Source organism: Mediterraneibacter butyricigenes (assembly GCF_003574295.1).
Classification (GTDB): Bacteria; Bacillota; Clostridia; order Lachnospirales; family Lachnospiraceae; genus Mediterraneibacter_A; species Mediterraneibacter_A butyricigenes.
In genome coordinates this window covers 414,126-433,674 of the sequence record NZ_BHGK01000001.1, presented here as the reverse complement: position 1 = coordinate 433,674, position 19,549 = coordinate 414,126, and the positions used below count along the sequence as shown (strand labels likewise).

Genomic DNA, 19,549 nt, shown 5'->3' with positions numbered 1-19,549 from the left:
AAGATAAATAACATGAAAAACCTAAAGCGTAAAATATTTCTGGCAGCTTCTGTGGCAGTTTTAAGTACCGTAGTACTTGGCGGATGCGGAAAACTCAACGATTCAGAAGTGGTTGCGGAAGTTGGAGAAGATAAGATCACAGCAGGAGTGGCAAACTTTTATGCCAGAATGCAGCAGGCACAGTTTGAGACCTACTACTCAGGATTTATGGGCGATAATATGTGGGAGACAGAACTGAGTGATGGCGTAACTTACGAATCTCAGGTCAAAGATACTCTGATTGAGAATCTGGAGAATATGTATCTGATGGAAGACCACATGAAAGATTATAATGTGGAACTTTCCAAAGAAGAAAAGGAAAAGATCACCAGTGCGGCAAAAGAGTTTGTGGAAAATAATGCACTTGCCGACAAGGAGATTGTATCCGGCGATGAGGAAAATGTAGAGCGTGTTCTGACACTTTTGACGATCCAGAATAAGATGGAGCCGGCGATGAAATCGGGTGTCGATGAAAATGTAACGGACGAGGAAGCCGCACAGAAACAGATGGAGTATGTGACCTTTTCCTATACCAAGACAGGTACAGACGGAACGACAAGTGCCATGACAGATGATGAGAAGGCACTTGTAAAAGAAACCGCGCAGAATTTTGTGAACCAGCTTCAGGCAGCTGGTAATACAGACTTGGATGCTGCAGCACAGGAAGCTGATCTGGAAGTGCAGACTGCGACTTTCGATTCTGACAGTACAAGCCCGGATGCAGATGTGGTAAAGGCAGCAGATTCCATGGAAGAAGGTCAGGTCTCTGATCTGATCGAGACAGACAGTGGATGTTATGTAGTCAAGCTGACCAGCCTTTTAGACAGAGAAGCAACCGATGCGAAGAAGACAGAGATCGTAGAGAAGAGAAAGACAGATCGGTACGATTCTCTTCTGAAGAAATGGAAGAAAGACACTACGGTGAAGCTTCACAAGAAAGTCTGGGAAAAGATCAGTTTTATCGATCAGGGAGTGACATTGAAACAGGAAGAAGAGGAGGACTACGCAGTAGGCTCCGATCAGAATGCTACAAACAACTAACCTTCGAGCTACGCTAACGCTTACTCTCAGGAAGTACCCGGGCTGTGGCTGTTCCCTTATGCAACCCTTTTTTCGGAGTGCGTGAGATGGTTATAAGGTAATGTTTTGTCCCATCTGTTTATAATCTGGAAAATAAAAAACGTGTTGATTAAACCGCCTTCAGCCCTTGAAAATAAAGGGCTGAAGGCGGTTTAATCTTTTTAAAACAAATTTCATATGTGAGTTATAGGAATACACCTTTAACTCCCGCAAAAGGTTCCCGTTGCAACCTTTTGCGGGAGGATAAGGATTACTTCAACAGTTCTCCCACAATCTGGTTCACCAGTTTGCCGTCTGCTTTTCCTTTGACTTTTGGCATCAGTTCTTTCATGATGCGTCCTTTGTCTTTGGCAGTCGGGGTATCAATTCCGAGAGTAGCCAATACTTCGTCAATGACGGCTTTGATCTCGGTCTCGTCCATCATTTTCGGTGCAAATTCTTCGAAAACAGCGATTCGTTTCTGGTATTCTTCGATCAGATCGGTACGATCAGCCGGTGTCATTTCCAGACTTTCCTTTGCCTGTTTGATCTCTTTTAAGATAACCTGTCCCTCTTCTTCCGGGGTCAGATCTTCCCGTTTATCAATGGCTTTGTTTTTTAATGCGGAAAGAAGTGCGGACAGGCTGTCTTTGCGTTCCTTGTCCTTTGCTTTCATGGCTTTGACCATTTCGCCTCTTACTTCTTCAATTTTGCCCATATTATCTCCTCCAGTCTTTTTACGGTCTGCATTTATTTTAACAGGGGAGAGGGTTCTTGACAAGTGGCATGAAATAATTGTGGGATGCATAGATATGAAAAAAGGAAGTGGACGAGGTGGAAAAATGGAAAGTATGGGAAAAAAAGAAAAGAGGCAGGGAATCGATCTGGCGTCTTCGGTGGTGAAAACATTGTTGGTGTCGTATGGGATCACGGCAGGATTTTTACTGCTGTTTTCGGTGTTGCTTTACAAATTCAGGATATCTGAGGAGATGGTGACAGGAGGAATCGTTGGGATTTATATTTTGTCGAACTTTGCAGGGGGATTTCTTCTGGGAAAACGGATGAAAACCAGAAAGTTTCTCTGGGGAATTCTTTCCGGTTTTCTTTATTTCCTGTTGATGGTTCTGATTTCATTTTGTGTGTATCACGAAAAGAGCGGATCGCTCTGGAACATGGCGGTAACGATGATTTTGTGTACCGGAAGCGGGATGCTGGGCGGAATGCTTTCATGAGGTGATTTTAAGGACTTCGGAAATGATGGTTTCCTGAATGGCATGATTTCCGGCGTGGACGGAATTGATGATGTGCTTTGAGTGATGATATAATTGACAATGTAAGAAAGTGGAGTTTTTGGCTTGTTCAAGCATTTTTAATTTAAAAAAATATACGTTTATTAAGAAGAAACTCAGGAAAAGTACGAAAGGAATTGTGATAGATATTTATGAATCAATCGAAAGATTTTACGAAAGCACATCTTCAGGATCTGGAACTAATCTTTCAGCAACTGGTTCTGATCGATCGGGCGGACAGTCTGGAGGCGAGTGAAAAGGAGATCAATCGGCTTCTTCAGGCGCTGGGAGACTATACCGGGGCAGGAAGAGCCTATATATTTGAAGCATTAGAAAATGAGAAAGTATATACCAATACCTATGAGTGGTGTGCAGAAGGTGTATTACCTCAGATCCAGAATCTTCAGAAGATTCATGCAGAAGAGATGCCCTGCTGGTATCAGTTATTTAAAGAAGGAAAAAGTGTGGTAATCCCAGATCTGGAGGTTATAAGAGTTACGATGCCTTCGGAATATGAGCTCCTTTCTTTTCAGGATATAGTTACAGAAATTTCGTTTCCGATTTTCTGGAAAAAACAGCTCAGCGGCTTTATCGGTCTGGATAATCCGAGGATAGATGAAGTCAATATCTTTATTAACATGCTGGAGCTGGTGGGTGGACATCTGGGAAGTATCTGGTCTGGTTACCGGCAGGACAAAAAGCTGGATGAAAACCGGATCGAACTGAGACAGGATCAGGAATATTTAAGTGTGTTAAGCCGGGATTATATTGCTGTGTATGCGGTGAATCTGGGGGATGGAAGAGCCAGAGTCTTAAAACTGGCAAATGAACAGATTGCATCCAGTTTCAGATGGCAGGCAGAGCGGGAGATCACCAATTATGATGCAGCAATTTCCATGTATGCTGAGAAATTTGTGGATGCATCTAACCGGCAGGACTTTATCAGAAGGCTGGATCGCACCTATCTGGAGCGGGAGTTTAAAAAGAGAGAGCGATGTGCGTTCCGTTATCGAACCAGAATGGAGGATGGACGGATTAAATATTTTGAAGCGTATGCGGTCTGTATGGAACCGGAGGAAGGTTCCGTGAGAATGATGTTGGGTTTCCGAAATGTGGACGATATTGTGGCACAGGAGCGCAGGAGACAGAATGAACTGGAAGTTGCGTTGGAAGAAACGAAGCTTAGCAATGAAATTATTTCGGCGATCAGTAAGATTTATGTCTCTATTTTTCGGATTGATCTGGAAAGAGATTTTTATGAAGAGGTTTCCAGCGAAAACGAGATCCACAGACTGACTGGAAATTCAGGAGAAGCTTCATCTAAGATGGTGGAAATCTGTGAGAATTTCGTGGCAACCGAGTATCGGGACAGGGTGCGGAAATTTTTTGATCTTACGACACTGGCAGACAGGCTCAGTGAAGAAGAAACCCTTGCCATGGAATATCTGGCAACAGATGGAAACTGGCACATAGCGAGATTTGTGGTGAAAAAACGTGATTTCTCTGGTCGGACGGTGAATGTGCTGTATGTGACAAGGATTATCAGCGACAGCAAGCGAAGAGAACAGAACTGGATTGCGATTGCAGAAGAGGCAAGTCGAGCCAATGCAGCAAAGACGGAGTTTTTGTCTCGTATGGCGCATGATATCCGGACGCCTCTAAATGCGATGCTTGGTTTTACCAGAATTGCAAAAGAGAATCTGGAACAGCATGAGAAAGTGAAGGATGCATTTGAAAAGATTGAAGCCGCTGGAAAATATCTGCAGCAACTGGCAGACGATGTGCTAGATCTTACTCAGATTGAGAATGGACAGATGCGAAATGAACCGCAGGAGACAAATGTGCTGAAGCTGTATGACGAATGTATGGACATTATTCAGAATACAAAAGGCAGGAAAAATCTGGAACTGTCTGGAAAGAAGCATGACATTTTCAGGGAATATGTATGGATCGATGCTTTTCGACTCAAGCAGATTTATGTAAATCTTCTGTCCAATGCCGTGAAATATACACCGGATGGTGGAAAGGTTACCTTTGAAATGTACGAGGAACCGTCGGAAAAGGAAGGTGTGGTAAAATTTATTTCGGTGATCGAGGACACCGGAATCGGGATGACGACGGCTTACATGAAGGAAATGTATCATAAATTTACGCGGGCGGTAGATACCAGAGTCAACCAGGTGAGGGGAAGCGGTCTTGGTTTAAGCATCGTCAAACAGTTGGTGGATCTGATGGACGGCAAGATCTCGGTGAAGAGTGTGCCGGAAAAAGGAACCAGATTCCAATTGGAATTTGAAGTGGCCTGTCCAGAAAGATTAACAAAAGAAGGGTCAGGACAGGCAAACGGAGAACATCGTTGCAAAATCGAGGCGGCCTGCGTCGGTCTGCATCTTCTGATTGCAGAAGACAATGATCTGAATTATGAGGTGGCAGAGGAATTACTTGCCATGAAACAGATTTCCTGTGAACGGGCAGAGGACGGACGGGTCTGTGTAGAAAAATTTGCAGGTTCTGAAGAGGGAACGTATGATGCGATCCTGATGGATATCCAGATGCCGGTCATGAACGGAGTGGAAGCAGCATCCATGATCCGTGGAATGGAGCGGCCGGACGCAAAGGCGATTCCAATCATAGCCATGACAGCCAACGCATTCAGTGAAGATGTAAAGAAATCTATGGATGCGGGTATGAATGAGCATCTGGCAAAGCCGATGAATCTGGAAAAACTGCTGGATACGTTGTATCGGTGCTGCAAAACCAATCGCGAATAGGGCGGATATTATCGTTGATGCCGCATCAGATAGCAGATGCTCCAGAAGGAGACGGCAAGGAACCAGCCGAGTCCGGTGGCAAGTGCAACAGCATTTAACTGCATACCGGGGAAGAAAGAGGCGGACAGGATGACCCGAAGGACAATTTGCAACAGAGTGCCGCACAGGGTGAATATCATTTTACTGATTCCGTTAAAGTGTCCGGTGAAGGTTCCGCCGATGAAGCATAAGGGATAGAACCATGCAATAAAGCGCAGGTAATGAACTGCACGGGAAAAAGCGATTGCCTGAGAGGTACCGATCATGAGCCGGATGGAAAGAGGAGCGGTTACCGATAAAAGAAGTCCACAGAGAATCCCCAGAGTAAGGGTGGATTTCAGACTGTGTAGGAAGGTCTGCTTGACCCGTTGTCTGTTACCGGCTCCGTAGTTCTGGGAGATCAGGACGGAAGTAGCGGCAGAGGTACTGTCCCCGAAAGAATTGGCAAATCCTTCGATCCGGGTGCCGGCTGTGTAGGCAGAGATCAGCTCGGTTCCTCCGGTATTGACAGTTCCCTGGACCAGGGCCTTCCCGATATAAAGGCTGGCCTGATGAAGGAAAGTGATAAGGCTGCATTTTAAGGTTGTGTAGATCATAGACAATCTTAAGATGCAGTCTTTTTTTTGGAACAGAAATTTCCGGTGGGAGTGAAACAGATAGGCAATACACAGGAAAGCGGCAAAGAACAGTGTCAGTGCAGTGGCTTTGGCAGCACCTGCGATTCCATCGTGAAAATATGCCACAAAGAGAAGATCCAACAGCAGGTTGGAGAAAATGGAAGCAGCCAGGATCCAAAGTGCAGCAACGGTGTCCCCGGAAGCGCGCAGTGCGGCTGCGTACATGTTATATAAAAAAGCGGCCGGCAATCCCGATGGCGGCAAATCATCGGTGCCGGAAAAATAGCCGACCACAAAAGCGTCGATCGTGTTGTAAAACTGTTGCAAGATATTTCCGAAGATCAAAGGCAGGGAAAGGTGCAGGAACTGACAGAAGTTCTGCGGGAAAAAAGTATGACGGCTGCGGCAGAAAAGCTGGGATATACGCTGTCGGGAATCAGTCGGAGCATGATGACGCTGGAAAAAGAGGCTGGCTTTCAATTGCTTCAACGGAAGAAATCGGGATCGGACTGGCAGCATCACGTCACCAGACGCCTTCGGCGGAGCTGTTCTGGGACTATGTGATTTTGCACTTGCCGGAAGAATCCCATAACAGAAATTCGAAAACTAAATGATCAGGACGGATCATCTGAAAAATTCACTTTTGTTATCCTTGCATACATGATACGCTTTTGAGAGAAAAGAAGCAAGATGAACAGAAATACATTGTGATGGAAAGGATGAATGTCTGGAACAACTGGAGATTCCATATGAACGTGTAGATACAGAGGAAGCGATTACCATGGAGGATTGTGAGGCGATTGATGCGAAGCTTCAGATGAAAACGGTAAAAACGTTGTTTTTGTGCTATAATCAGGAAAAAGAAACCGGAACAGGAGTAAGAGCAAAATGTTTAGAGAAATGCGAAGAAAAAAGCAACAACTGACAACGGAAGAGTGTGTGGAAATTTTAAAGCAGGAACCGAGAGGAATCCTCTCGATGTTGGGAGATGACGGATATCCGTACGGAATCCCGATGACCCACTGGTACTGTGAAGAAAACGGGCATCTCTATTTTCACGGAGCAAAAGAAGGCCATAAGATCGATGCCATAGAGAAATGCGATAAAGTTTCTTTTTGTGTCCATGATGAAGGTTACAGAAAAGAAGGCGAGTGGGCGCTGAATATCAAAAGCGTGGTGGTCTTCGGCAGAATGAAAGTGCTGGAGGATGCAGAGGTGAAGAAAAAAATCTGCGAGAATCTGTGCTTGAAGTTTACGGAAGATCAGGAATATATAAAGGAAGAACTTCGAAAATATCTGGAAGCCACCTGGTGCCTGGAACTGATCCCGGAGCATATGACCGGAAAGCTGGTAAACGAATCTTAAAGGGAATTTCGCATAAATTTCCCGGATTTCCACATACTACCCATACAGTTTAAAGCTGGAAAATGAAAAACAGAAGCATCAGAAATATGGGAAAATATAACGAAAAGCAGGAGGAAATTCAGCATATGAAAGCAACGGGGATTGTCCGGCGGATCGATGATCTGGGACGGATCGTGATTCCGAAAGAAATACGTAAGACGTTAAAAATCAGAGAGGGGGACCCACTGGAAATCTTTACGGACCGGGAAGGGATGGTTGTTCTGAAAAAATATTCTCCGGTCGGAGGATTCGGAACGGCAGTCACCCAGTATGCACAGAGCCTGGCAGAGTCACTGGGCTGTACCGTCTGTATCACGGACAATGATACGGTGATTGCAGTGGCAGGAGCCGGCAAGAAACAGATGGAAGAAAATTATGTGACGGAGCAGTTAAGAGAAGTAATTTCCGAGAGAAAACAGGTCTTTGCGGAAGAAGAGAGCAAAGAATTCTGCAAGATCACAGTGGAGGATCCGCAGTTTTGCGAGGAAGTGATCACACCGGTGATCAGCGACGGAGATGCGGTAGGTGCCATTGTTTTTCTGAACCGGGAAGAGGAGCAGAAATTTGGGAAAGCCGAACTGAAGATTGCGAGAGCAACGGCACGGTTCCTGGGATGTCAGCTGACATAAAAAAAGTCTTTCCAATCCAAAGGGCATGTGCTATACTATATAAGAATAGTTTGAAAAACATAGGAGGGACGAAGATGAAGCATATTAAGACATTAAATACGCAGACTCTGAACCATACAGTAAAAAAAGGCGGATGCGGAGAATGTCAGACATCTTGCCAGTCAGCATGTAAGACTTCTTGTACTGTGGGAAATCAGACTTGCGAGCACTGTAAATAATCAGGATACAATCGCACGGGAAGGCAGCGGCCACGGTCGCTGCCTTGTTGTTATGCATGTGACAGATCGATAGATTATTAGAAAGTTAAGGAGATAAGAGAAAGATAAAAGGAGGCAACAGGTGTGATACATCAGTATCAGAACAACGGATATAACATTGTTCTCGATGTGAACAGCGGTTCCGTCCATGTAGTGGATCCTCTGGCATATGATGTGATCCGGGTGCTGACGGAATACAATCCGGAGCATACGGCAGAGACGCTTCAGGAGAAAGAAACCTGGGAAACACTGAAAGAACAACTGAGCGGAACCTATCCGGAAGAAGATTTAAAAGACGTGCTGGAGGCAGTTACAGAGCTTACCAGAGAGGGACGTCTTTATACGAAAGATATTTATGAAGATTTCGTAGACGTGGTAAAACAGAGAAAGACGGTGGTAAAGGCGCTCTGTTTACATATTGCGCATGACTGTAATCTGGCCTGCAAATACTGTTTTGCAGAAGAGGGAGAATACCATGGAAGACGGGCACTGATGTCCTATGAAGTGGGAAAGAAGGCATTGGATTTCCTGATTGCCAATTCAGGTTCCAGACATAATCTGGAAGTGGATTTCTTTGGCGGGGAACCGCTGATGAACTGGCAGGTTGTCAAGGATCTGGTGGCTTACGGAAGAGAGCAGGAGAAGATCCACGACAAGCATTTCCGTTTTACAGTGACAACCAACGGAGTCCTGTTAAACGATGAGATCCAGGAATTTGTCAATAAAGAGATGGACAACGTGGTATTGTCTCTGGACGGAAGAAAAGAGATCAATGACCAGATGCGGCCGTTCAGAAACGGAAAAGGAAGCTATGACTTGATCGTTCCGAAATTTCAGAAACTGGCAGAGAGCAGACATCAGGAGAAATATTACATCCGGGGAACCTTTACCCGTAACAATCTGGATTTTTCAGAGGATATCCTGCATTTTGCATCCCTTGGTTTCAAACAGATTTCTATTGAGCCGGTAGTTGGAGAAGAGACAGATCCTTATGCGATCCAGAAAGAGGATCTTCCAAAGATCTTTGAAGAATATGATAAGTTGGCAAGGATCATCGTGGAAAGACAGCGGGAAGGAAAGGGCTTTAACTTCTTCCATTTCATGATCGACTTAGAAGGCGGTCCCTGTGTTTCCAAGAGACTCTCAGGTTGTGGGTCCGGTACGGAATATCTGGCAGTGACTCCGTGGGGAGATTTGTATCCCTGTCATCAGTTCGTAGGAGATGAGGATTTCCTGATGGGAAATGTAGATGAAGGAATCCTCCATCCGGAAATTGCAGATGAATTCCGGGGATTAAGTGTTTATTCCAAGGAAGATTGCAGACATTGTTTTGCAAGATTTTATTGCAGTGGCGGATGTATGGCAAATTCCTACAAATTCCACGGCTCTCTCAACGATACTTACGATGTGGGCTGTGAGATGGAGCGAAAACGTGTGGAATGTGCAATCATGATCAAAGCCGCATTAGCGGATGAAGAAAGGAAGTAAACCATGAGTAACATGAGCAAAAAAAAGGGGATCGTAAGCCTGATCCTGACCGTGGCAGTTCTGGTCTTTCTGGCTTATACGGCAGTGATCGGAATCGGACCGACACAAACGGGAGCAGCGAAAAACATTAAGCTGGGTCTGGATCTGGAAGGTGGAGTCAGCATTACCTATCAGGTAAAGGGAGACAAGCCTTCTTCCGAAGATATGTCTGATACGATCTACAAGTTGCAGAAACGTGTGGAGCAGTACAGTACCGAAGCTTCTGTTTACCAGGAGGGAGACGATCGAATCAGTATCGAGATCCCGGGTGTACAGAATGCAGATGAAGTCTTAAATGAACTGGGACAGCCGGGAACCCTGTATTTCATCGCACAGACAGACAGCGAGGGCAACCAGAACTATTCCTACGTAAGCTCCACGGGAGATACCGGAACAGACTGGCAGTTGAATAAATCGATCGAAGAACTGGAAGCAGACGGCTCCATCGTTCTGACCGGAAATGACGTAAAAAATGCAACTGCAGAGTCCAGAACCGATCAGGACACAAAGAAAAATCAAAGCGTAGTCAGCCTTTCTTTTACAAAAGACGGAACCGAGAAATTCGCAGAGGCAACGAAGAAAGCCTATGCGGCAGGAGAAAGTATCGGAATCTATTACGACGGAGCTTTCGTCAGTGTTCCGAATGTACAGTCTGTTATTTCTGATGGACAGGCACAGATCACTGGTATGGATTCTTTTGAAGAGGCTGAACAGTTGGCTTCTACCATTCGAATCGGTGGTTTGAATCTTCAGCTTGAAGAATTAAGATCAAATGTGGTCGGAGCACAGTTGGGACAGGAAGCAATCTCCACCAGCTTGATGGCAGGTGCGATTGGTCTGGCAATTGTCTTCGTATTTATGTGTATTGTATATCTGTTGCCGGGATTTGCATCCGGACTTGCACTTCTGATCTATACAGAGCTGGTTGTTATTTGTCTGAATGCATTTGATATTACACTGACATTACCGGGTATCGCAGGTATCATTCTCGGTATCGGTATGGCGGTAGATGCCAATGTTATCATCTTTGCACGTGTGAGAGAGGAAATCAGCGCAGGACACAATGTGAAAGCTGCCCTGAAAAATGGATTCCATAAAGCAATGTCTGCTATCGTAGACGGTAATGTAACCACTATCATCGCGGCTATTGTGCTGTGGTGGAGAGGTTCCGGTACTGTGAAAGGATTTGCACAGACACTGGCACTTGGTATTATTCTTTCCATGTTTACGGCATTGGTGATCACACGACTGATCATCTATGCATTCTATGCAGTGGGAATTAAGGATCAGAAATTCTACGGAAAGGTACGCCCGGAGAGATCTCCGATCAACTTCCTTGCCAAGAAGAAGGTCTTTTTTGCCATTTCTATCGCAGCAATGCTGATCGGACTTGGATTTGGTATCTTCAACCACAGCCAGGGAAAAGGCGCCATGAATTACAGCCTGGAATTCAAGGGCGGAACTGCAACCACAGTTACCTTTGATAAGGAGTATTCCCTGGATGAGATTGACAAAGATATCGTTCCGTTGATCGAAGATGTGACCGGAGACAAAAACGTTCAGGTACAGAAGGTACAGAACAGCGATCAGGTTATCTTTAAGACCCAGACGCTGGATCTGAGCAAGAGAGAAGCCTTCAACAGCATGATGCAGGAGAAGTTCGGCGTGGCTGAAACCGACATCACGTCCGAAAATATCAGTTCAACTGTAAGTTCCGAAATGAGATCGGATGCGGTAACCGCGGTAATCATGGCAACCATCTGTATGCTGCTTTATATCTGGTTCCGGTTTAAGAATATCCGGTTTGCGGGAAGTGCGGTTCTGGCATTGATCCATGATGTGCTGATTGTTATCTCGTTCTATGCCATTGCCCGTGTATCGGTTGGTAATACCTTTATCGCATGTATTCTGACCATCGTGGGATATTCCATCAACGCGACGATCGTAATCTTTGACCGAATCCGTGAGGAATTAAAGCGCAACAAGAAAGAGGAGCTGTCCGAAACGGTCAACCGCAGTATCACAGAGACGCTGACCCGAAGCATTTATACAACCTTTACGACTTTTGTTATGGTTGCAGTGCTTTATATTCTGGGGGTAAGCTCGATCCGTGAATTTGCATTACCGCTGATGGTCGGTGTGGCATGGGGAGCTTATTCTTCCGTATGTATCACCGGAGCACTCTGGTATCTGATGACCACCAGAATCGGCAAACAACAGACGGCAAAACAGACCAGAAAACGGAAAAAATAAAACAGAAATCTGATCAGGCAAGGGTGCTGCTTCCGGCAGCACCCTTGTGGCATATGCATGAGATTCGGAAAAATATCGATGGAAGATTGTAATGATGAAAGAATATAAAATGCCTGTATGAAGTGTTCAACGAACATGAACGGGAAGATAATGCAGACAAAATGTAATAGATTATAATATAGTTTGATAAAAAAGCAGGGAGAAGAAACAATGGAAAAATGGTTTCTGACCATGAAAAAAGCGGATTTTCAGGAGATTGCCGGACGGTTCCACATTTCCCCGATTACTGCAAGGCTGATCCGAAACAAAGATCTGACCACAATGGAGGAGATTGATGCCTATTTAAACGGTACCATTTCAGATCTGTATGATGGGATGCTGATGAAGGATATGGACCGTGCCATTGAAATTCTGTCAGAGAAGATCCGGGAAAAACAAAAGATCCGCGTGATCGGTGATTATGATATTGACGGGATCAATGCCACTTACATTTTACAGGAAGGGCTTGTCAGACTGGGGGCGGAAGTGGATACGGATATTCCGGACCGGATCCGGGATGGTTATGGCCTGAACCGGCTTCTGATCGATCGGGCGATATCGGACGGGGTGGATACCGTGATAACCTGTGACAATGGAATCGCTGCGAAAGAGGAGATTGCCTACGGAAAGAAACTGGGGTTGACTGTGGTGGTGACAGATCATCACGAGGTACCGTTTACAGAAGTTGAAGGAGAAAAACAGTATCAGCTTCCGCCGGCGGATGCGGTGATCGATCCGAAGCGTGTGGACTGTCCTTATCCGTTTGACGGATTATGTGGAGCGGGAGTTGCATACAAACTGGTGGAGGCGTTGACCGAGGCGATGGGAGAGGATTCGACGGATCTGGATGATCTGATGGAAAATGTGGCCATTGCAACGATTGGTGACGTGATGGATCTGGTGGATGAGAACCGGATCTTTGTCAGACAGGGACTGGAGATGCTGAAACGCACGAAGAACCTGGGACTTCGGGCGCTGATGGAGTGCACCAATATCCCGAAAGACGGGATCAATCCGTATCATATCGGATTCATACTGGGTCCCTGTTTAAATGCAAGCGGGCGCCTGGATACGGCAAAGCGTGCTCTGGAGCTTCTGGAAGCAAAGGAGTTAAGAGAAGCCATGGTGCTGGCAGAGGATCTGAAAGTTTTAAACGACAGTCGGAAAGAGCTGACAGAAAAAGGCGTCAAAGAGGCAATGGATCAGATTGAAGCATCGGAACTGAAACAGGATAAGGTGCTGGTCGTTTATCTGCCGGAATGCCATGAAAGTATCGCCGGGATCATTGCCGGAAGAATCCGGGAACATTACAGTCGGCCGACGCTGGTTCTGACAAAGGCAGAAACAGGTGTCAAAGGTTCCGGGCGCTCTATAGAGGCATATGACATGTTCACGGAATTGAATCGATGCAGAGATTTGTTCCTCAAATTTGGCGGGCATAAAATGGCAGCAGGGGTGTCGCTTCCTGAAGAAAATGTGGAGATCTTAAGAAAAAGGCTGAATGAAAACTGTATCCTGTCCTGGGAGGATATGGCGGAGCGGATCCACATTGATATGAAACTGCCATTTGCTTACATAAACGAGGATCTGATCCGGGAGTTTTCACTTCTGGCTCCTTTCGGAAAAGGAAATACAAGACCTCTTTTTGCAGAAAAAAATCTGAGGGTATATTATCCGCAGATTGTGGGAAAGAATCAAAATGTATTAAAATTCCAGGTGCAGGATCCGGCGGGAAACCGGATGGAGGCAATTTATTTCGGAGAGGCAAAGAAATGTCTGGAATATATTCAGAGGAAGCAGGAAATGGCATTTACCTTTTACCCCTCGATCAACGAATACAACGGACGAAGAACGATTCAGCTTACAGTTGTAAATTATCAGTGAATGGTGGTATAATACCGCCATGGACTAAAAATTAAGAGGAATTCAGAGAGTAAGAGAGTAGTACATATGAGAAAGTTGGCGCAGAGAAAGGAGGCTTTCGGATGTCCGGAACACTAGAATATCAGAAAATGAATGAAAATCTGCTGATGGCAGACGGTCATGCCATGAAAGCTCCTGAAGATTATCAGAATCCGGAAGAACTGTATCAGGTGCTGGTGGACCGGGTAAGGAAATACCATCCGTCCGCAGATATTTCCATGTTGGAGAAAGCATATCAGACGGCGAGGGAAGCTCACAAAGATCAGGTTCGTAAATCGGGAGAACCATATATCATCCATCCGCTCTGGGTGGGAATCATTCTGGCAGACCTTGAGATGGATAAAGAGACGATTGCAGCGGGAATCTTGCACGATACGGTGGAAGATACGGTGATGACCGTAGAAGATGTGTCCCGGGAGTTCGGGGAAGAGGTGGCGCTTCTGGTAGACGGGGTTACCAAGCTGGGTCAGTTGTCTTATTCGAAGGACAAACTGGAAGTTCAGGCAGAGAATTTAAGAAAGATGTTCCTTGCCATGGCGAAGGATATCCGTGTCATTATCATCAAGCTTGCCGACCGGCTTCACAACATGCGGACGCTGGAGTTTATGCGACCGGAGAAACAGCTGGAAAAGGCCAGAGAAACCATGGATATCTATGCACCGATCGCTCAGAGACTCGGTATTTCCAAGATCAAGATCGAACTGGATGATCTGTCTTTAAAATATTCTCAGCCGGATGTGTACTACGATCTGGTCAACGCGTTAAATGAACGGAAAACAGAACGGGAAGAGTTTGTGCAGGCCATTGTGGCGGAAGTGTCCAAACATATGGAAAATGCCCACATCAAGGCTAAGGTTTACGGTCGTGTCAAACATTTCTTCAGTATCTATAAAAAGATGGTGAACCAGGATAAGACCCTGGATCAGATTTATGATCTGTTTGCGGTGCGGATTATCGTGGACTCTGTCAAGGACTGTTATGGGGCGTTGGGTGTGATCCATGAGATGTATACTCCGATCCCCGGAAGATTTAAAGATTATATTGCTATGCCAAAGCCGAATATGTATCAGTCCCTCCACACCACACTGATCGGACCGACGGGACAGCCTTTCGAGATCCAGATCCGGACGGAGGAGATGCATAAGACTGCGGAATATGGTATTGCGGCTCACTGGAAATATAAAGAGGGCGGAGATGCAGGCAAGAGCATGAAAGCCCAGGAAGAAGAGAAGTTAAGCTGGCTGCGTCAGATCCTGGAATGGCAGAGAGATATGTCGGACAACCGGGAATTCTTAAGCCTGTTGAAGGGAGATCTGGATCTGTTCGCGGAAGATGTTTACTGTTTCACACCTAACGGAGATGTGAAGAACCTGCCAAACGGTTCCACGCCGGTGGATTTTGCTTATTGTATCCATACCGCAGTGGGAAATAAAATGGTAGGAGCCAGAGTCAACGGCAAGCTGGTCAGTATCGATTACAAGATCCAGAACGGAGACCGGATCGAGATCCTGACTTCGGCCAATTCCAGAGGGCCGAGCAGAGACTGGCTGAATATCGTCAAGAGTACGCAGGCAAAGAACAAGATCAACCAGTGGTTTAAAAAGGAATATAAAGAAGAAAATATTGTACGTGGCCGTGAGATGATCGCGGCGTACTGCCGGGCAAAAGGTATCAACATGGTGGATATCATGAAGCCGAAATACCAGCAGATCGTACAGCAGAAATATGGCTTTAAAGACTGGGATTCCGCACTGGCTGCCATCGGACACGGTGGAATGAAGGAAGGCCAGATCGTGAACCGCCTGCAGGAAGAGTTTGAAAAGGATCACCGCAAGGAGATCACAGACGAAACGATTCTGGAACAGGTGGCAGATGCCAACAAGCAGAAGATTCATGTGGCAAGATCGAAAAGCGGAATCGTGGTCAAAGGCATCAACGATATGGCGGTTCGTTTTTCCAAGTGCTGTTCTCCGGTGCCGGGGGATGAGATCGTAGGATTTGTGACCCGTGGAAGAGGACTTTCCATCCACAGAACAGACTGTATCAACATGCTGAATCTTTCGGATTCCGAAAGAGGGCGTCTGATCCGTGCAGAATGGGAGAATCCGACCGATGCAGGAAATGAAGGACAGTATCTGGCAGAACTTAAGATGTTTGCAGAAGATAAGCAGGGACTTCTGATGGATATTTCCAGAATCTTTACCGAGGCAAAGATCGATGTGAAATCCATGAATGTGAGAACCAGTAAAAAAGGAACAGCCACGATTGAAATGGGATTTATCGTACATGGAAGAGACGAACTCAACCGGGTGATCGATAAGATGCGGAAACTCGCAGGTGTGATTGATATAGAAAGAACAGCAGGTTAAGAGATGAAAGTAGAACAGTTTTTAGTGGGTTCGATCGGAACCAATGCTTATCTGATGATACAGGAAGAGACGAAAGAATGTCTGGCGGCAGATCTGGGCGGATGTCCGGACTCTCTGATCGACCATATCAAAGAGAAAGGGTATCTTCCGAAAGCAATTCTCCTGACTCATGGACATTTTGACCATATCATGGGTGTGGAAAAATTCAGAAATGCATTTGGAGGAAGTGAACTTCCGGTTTATGCTTATGAAAAAGAAGAGACGATGCTGAAAGATCCGCTTCTGAACATGTCTTCTTATTATGGAGAAGGATGTACCTTAAAGCAGGTAACTTATGTGACAGACAGACAAGAACTGCATCTGGCAGGATTTACCATTCAGGTGATCTACACACCGGGACATACGGTAGGCGGATGCTGTTATTATTTCCCGGAAGAACAGGTACTTTTAAGTGGAGATACGTTGTTCTGTGAGTCTGTGGGAAGAAGTGATTTCCCAACGGGAAATGCAGGACAACTGGTGCGTTCCATCAAAGACCGTCTGTTGGATCTGCCAGAGGAGACGAAGGTGTACCCGGGGCATATGGACGAGACAACGATTGGGCATGAAAAGGAATACAATCCGTTTTTATAGAAGGATGGAACGGGGAAAAGGAGAAGATACATGATAGAGATTGTATGCAAGGAGACGCTGTATGCATATGATGCGTATCACATTGTGAAATCCTTCTTTCCGGAAGCTGAGATTACTCAGAAAATAAAGGAAGAGCAAGAACCACTGGTTTCTGTGGAAATAGAAGGTGGTTCTTCTTTTTGCGTTTGCCGGAAAGACGGAGAAAAGTCGAAAACAGAGACAAAAGCAAGTGTTGGAAAGGAATTGTATCATCAGTTAGAGAAGATCAAAGGTCAGGGATTGCCCTGGGGAATTTTGACAGGAGTTCGTCCGACAAAACTGGTGATGGGAGAACTGGAAAAGGGAAAGAAAGATCAGGAAGCTGCGACCTGGATGGAGGAACGGTTCCTGGTATCTGAAGAAAAAGCCGGGCTGAGTGTGGAGATTGCGAAGCGGGAAAAACAGTTGCTGGAGCAGCTGGATTATAAAAACGGATACAGCCTGTATGTGGGAATCCCGTTTTGCCCGAGTATCTGCGCCTACTGTTCGTTTAGTTCTTCACCGATTGCATTGTGGGAAGACAAGACAGACCGATATCTGGAAGCTTTGTTGAAAGAACTGGCATTTGTGGCGAGAGTTTCCGGAGAGAAAGTACTGGATACGGTGTACGTGGGCGGAGGAACGCCGACGACATTGCGTGCAGATCAACTGGATCGTTTGCTGACCCAGTTGGAGACATCCTTTGACTATTCTACGGTCAAAGAAGTGACAGTGGAAGCCGGAAGACCGGACAGTATCACGGAAGAAAAATTAGAAGTATTGCAGCGTCACCATGTGACCAGAATTTCAGTCAATCCCCAGACCATGCAACAGAAAACACTGGATCTGGTGGGAAGAAAACATACGGTGGAAGCGGTGGAAGAAGTTTTCTTAAAGGCGAGAAGTCTGGGATTTGATAATATCAATATGGATTTGATCGCAGGACTTCCGGGAGAAGATGCAAAAGACATGGAAGAGACGTTAAAGAGGGTAGAAGCCCTGAGACCGGATAGTCTGACGATCCATTCCCTTGCGATTAAACGGGCGGCGAAATACGGACAAAATCCGATCCGTCAGATCGATGCTGCGGAGATGACAAAGATGATCGATCTGGGGGAGACCTATGCCAGAAAGATGGATCTGGTACCCTATTATCTGTACCGACAGAAGAATATGGCAGGAAATTTTGAAAATGTAGGTTATGCAAAGGTTGACAAAGCAGGAATATACAATATACTAATTATGGAAGAGAAGCAGTCTATTGTGGCCTGCGGAGCAGGTGCTTCCACCAAGCTCGTACTGCCGGAACCGATGGAAGGAAAAGGCGGAAAAAAGGTGGGAATCGTGCGTGTGGAAAATGTAAAAAATATTTTAGAATACATAGATCGGATCGATGAGATGATCGAAAGAAAGGAAGAGTGGCTATGGCGCTGAAGAAGAAACCGGTAACCGGTATGAAAGATATGATGCCGAAGGAAATGGAAGTTCGCGATTATGTGATTGCACTGATCAAAGATACCTATCGTGATTTTGGATTTACTTCCATTGAGACTCCCTGTGTGGAGCATATCGAGAATCTGTGCAGCAAGCAGGGGGGAGACAATGAAAAACTGATCTTTAAGATTTTAAAACGTGGAGAAAAATTAAAGATTGATACGGCAAAAGAAGAAAGTGATCTGGTGGACGGAGGTCTTCGTTATGACCTGACAGTTCCGCTTTCCAGATATTATTCCAACCATTCCAATGAGCTGCCGTCTCCGTTTAAGGCGTTACAGATGGGAAATGTATGGAGAGCCGACAGACCGCAGAGAGGACGGTTTCGTCAGTTCATGCAGTGTGATATCGACATTCTGGGAGAATCTTCCAATCTGGCAGAGATTGAGCTGATCCAGGCAACCAGCACCCTGCTTGGAAAACTGGACTTTAAAGGTTTTACGATCCGGATCAACGACAGACAGATCTTAAAAGCCATGGCAGCGTACAGCGGATTTGCAGAAGAGGATTACGATGCAGTCTTTATTACGCTGGATAAGATGGACAAGATCGGTCTGGATGGTGTAGAAAAAGAGATGGAAGAATCCGGTTATCCGAAAGAATCCATCGAAAAATATCTGGGATTATTCCGTGAAGTGACTAATGATATTACGGGAATCCATTATCTGAAAGAGACTCTGGGAGACTTTCTGGCAGCAGAAACAGCGGAAGGCCTGGAGCAGATCATGACCAGCGTGGATGCAGTGAAAGAAGCGGACTTTACCGTACAGTTCGATCCGACTCTGGTACGTGGAATGTCCTATTATACCGGAACAATTTTTGAGATTTCCATGGATGAGTTTGGCGGAAGTGTCGGCGGTGGCGGACGTTATGACAAGATGATCGGTAAATTTACCGGACAGGATACTCCGGCAGTTGGATTTTCCATCGGATTTGAGCGAATCGTTATGCTGTTGTTAGAGCGTGGATATGAGATTCCGAGTCGCAAAGAAAAGAGAGCTTATCTGATCGAGAAGAAGATGCCGCAGGAAGGGGTTCTGAAGGTACTGGCTCAGGCAAAAGAAGACCGGAAGAACGGACTTCAGGTGCTGATCGTCAATATGAAGAAGAACAAGAAATTCCAGAAGGAGCAGCTCGCAGAGCAGGGATATACGGATATCGTGGAGTGTTTCCGGGACTGAGAAATGAC

Annotated in this window: 17 protein-coding genes; 15 read left to right on the top strand and 2 right to left on the bottom strand. The window is 45.7% G+C overall.

Annotated elements, in window-relative coordinates; genetic code table 11:
• Window positions 1-12: 12 nt before the first annotated feature.
• Window positions 13-1,080 (top strand): peptidylprolyl isomerase, encoded by a 1,068-nt coding sequence (locus KGMB01110_RS02075; protein WP_119299032.1) that lies wholly within the window; start codon window positions 13-15, stop codon window positions 1,078-1,080.
• Window positions 1,081-1,369: 289 nt separating this feature from the next.
• Here the strand turns inward: KGMB01110_RS02075 and KGMB01110_RS02070 are convergent, their stop codons facing one another.
• Window positions 1,370-1,816: a GatB/YqeY domain-containing protein gene (locus KGMB01110_RS02070; protein WP_117601896.1), complete on the bottom strand. Its 447-nt coding sequence runs from the start codon at window positions 1,814-1,816 to the stop codon at window positions 1,370-1,372.
• Window positions 1,817-1,910: 94 nt separating this feature from the next.
• On the opposite strand from KGMB01110_RS02070, the gene KGMB01110_RS02065 reads away from it, so the two are divergent.
• Window positions 1,911-2,330 (top strand): TIGR04086 family membrane protein, encoded by a 420-nt coding sequence (locus tag KGMB01110_RS02065; protein WP_243112625.1) that lies wholly within the window; start codon window positions 1,911-1,913, stop codon window positions 2,328-2,330.
• A gap of 209 nt (window positions 2,331-2,539) precedes the next feature.
• Window positions 2,540-5,158 carry a hybrid sensor histidine kinase/response regulator gene (locus KGMB01110_RS02060; RefSeq protein ID WP_119297398.1) on the top strand — a complete coding sequence of 873 codons (2,619 nt, stop codon included), beginning with the start codon at window positions 2,540-2,542 and terminating at the stop codon, window positions 5,156-5,158.
• An 8-nt stretch (window positions 5,159-5,166) separates the two neighbouring features.
• Here the strand turns inward: KGMB01110_RS02060 and KGMB01110_RS02055 are convergent, their stop codons facing one another.
• The gene (locus tag KGMB01110_RS02055) at window positions 5,167-6,141 is read right to left on the bottom strand and encodes an MATE family efflux transporter (protein WP_243112624.1); all 975 of its coding nucleotides are present in this window, start codon (window positions 6,139-6,141) and stop codon (window positions 5,167-5,169) included.
• 30 nt (window positions 6,142-6,171) lie between these two features.
• On the opposite strand from KGMB01110_RS02055, the gene KGMB01110_RS15215 reads away from it, so the two are divergent.
• The 12 genes from KGMB01110_RS15215 (at window position 6,172) to hisS (ending at window position 19,541) form a co-directional block, all read left to right on the top strand.
• Window positions 6,172-6,378 (top strand): LysR family transcriptional regulator, encoded by a 207-nt coding sequence (locus tag KGMB01110_RS15215; protein WP_243112622.1) that lies wholly within the window; start codon window positions 6,172-6,174, stop codon window positions 6,376-6,378.
• Window positions 6,379-6,595: 217 nt separating this feature from the next.
• Entirely contained in the window at window positions 6,596-6,739 is a 144-nt protein-coding gene (locus tag KGMB01110_RS15210; RefSeq protein ID WP_243112621.1) for a hypothetical protein, read from the top strand.
• Window positions 6,703-7,179: a pyridoxamine 5'-phosphate oxidase family protein gene (locus tag KGMB01110_RS02045; protein ID WP_117602545.1), complete on the top strand. Its 477-nt coding sequence runs from the start codon at window positions 6,703-6,705 to the stop codon at window positions 7,177-7,179. The genes KGMB01110_RS15210 and KGMB01110_RS02045 overlap by 37 nt, the downstream gene beginning before the upstream one ends.
• Window positions 7,180-7,304: 125 nt before the next feature.
• A complete protein-coding gene (locus KGMB01110_RS02040; protein ID WP_117602546.1) occupies window positions 7,305-7,847 on the top strand; it encodes a stage V sporulation T C-terminal domain-containing protein in 543 nt (180 codons plus the stop codon).
• A 74-nt stretch (window positions 7,848-7,921) separates the two neighbouring features.
• Window positions 7,922-8,065 carry a six-cysteine ranthipeptide SCIFF gene (gene scfA, locus KGMB01110_RS02035; protein ID WP_117601898.1) on the top strand — a complete coding sequence of 48 codons (144 nt, stop codon included), beginning with the start codon at window positions 7,922-7,924 and terminating at the stop codon, window positions 8,063-8,065.
• 123 nt (window positions 8,066-8,188) lie between these two features.
• Window positions 8,189-9,592 (top strand): thioether cross-link-forming SCIFF peptide maturase, encoded by a 1,404-nt coding sequence (scfB, locus tag KGMB01110_RS02030; RefSeq protein ID WP_117601899.1) that lies wholly within the window; start codon window positions 8,189-8,191, stop codon window positions 9,590-9,592.
• 12 nt (window positions 9,593-9,604) lie between these two features.
• Window positions 9,605-11,884 (top strand): protein translocase subunit SecD, encoded by a 2,280-nt coding sequence (gene secD / locus KGMB01110_RS02025; RefSeq protein ID WP_119299030.1) that lies wholly within the window; start codon window positions 9,605-9,607, stop codon window positions 11,882-11,884.
• A 210-nt stretch (window positions 11,885-12,094) separates the two neighbouring features.
• Window positions 12,095-13,807 carry a single-stranded-DNA-specific exonuclease RecJ gene (recJ, locus tag KGMB01110_RS02020; RefSeq protein ID WP_119297396.1) on the top strand — a complete coding sequence of 571 codons (1,713 nt, stop codon included), beginning with the start codon at window positions 12,095-12,097 and terminating at the stop codon, window positions 13,805-13,807.
• Window positions 13,808-13,908: 101 nt separating this feature from the next.
• Complete coding sequence (locus KGMB01110_RS02015) at window positions 13,909-16,215, top strand: RelA/SpoT family protein (protein ID WP_119297395.1); 2,307 nt, start codon at window positions 13,909-13,911, stop codon at window positions 16,213-16,215.
• A gap of 3 nt (window positions 16,216-16,218) precedes the next feature.
• Window positions 16,219-16,848 carry an MBL fold metallo-hydrolase gene (locus KGMB01110_RS02010; RefSeq protein ID WP_119297394.1) on the top strand — a complete coding sequence of 210 codons (630 nt, stop codon included), beginning with the start codon at window positions 16,219-16,221 and terminating at the stop codon, window positions 16,846-16,848.
• Window positions 16,849-16,878: 30 nt separating this feature from the next.
• Complete coding sequence (gene hemZ / locus KGMB01110_RS02005) at window positions 16,879-18,300, top strand: coproporphyrinogen dehydrogenase HemZ (RefSeq protein WP_119297393.1); 1,422 nt, start codon at window positions 16,879-16,881, stop codon at window positions 18,298-18,300.
• Window positions 18,291-19,541: a histidine--tRNA ligase gene (gene hisS, locus KGMB01110_RS02000; RefSeq protein WP_117601904.1), complete on the top strand. Its 1,251-nt coding sequence runs from the start codon at window positions 18,291-18,293 to the stop codon at window positions 19,539-19,541. The genes hemZ and hisS overlap by 10 nt, the downstream gene beginning before the upstream one ends.
• Window positions 19,542-19,549: the final 8 nt, after the last annotated feature.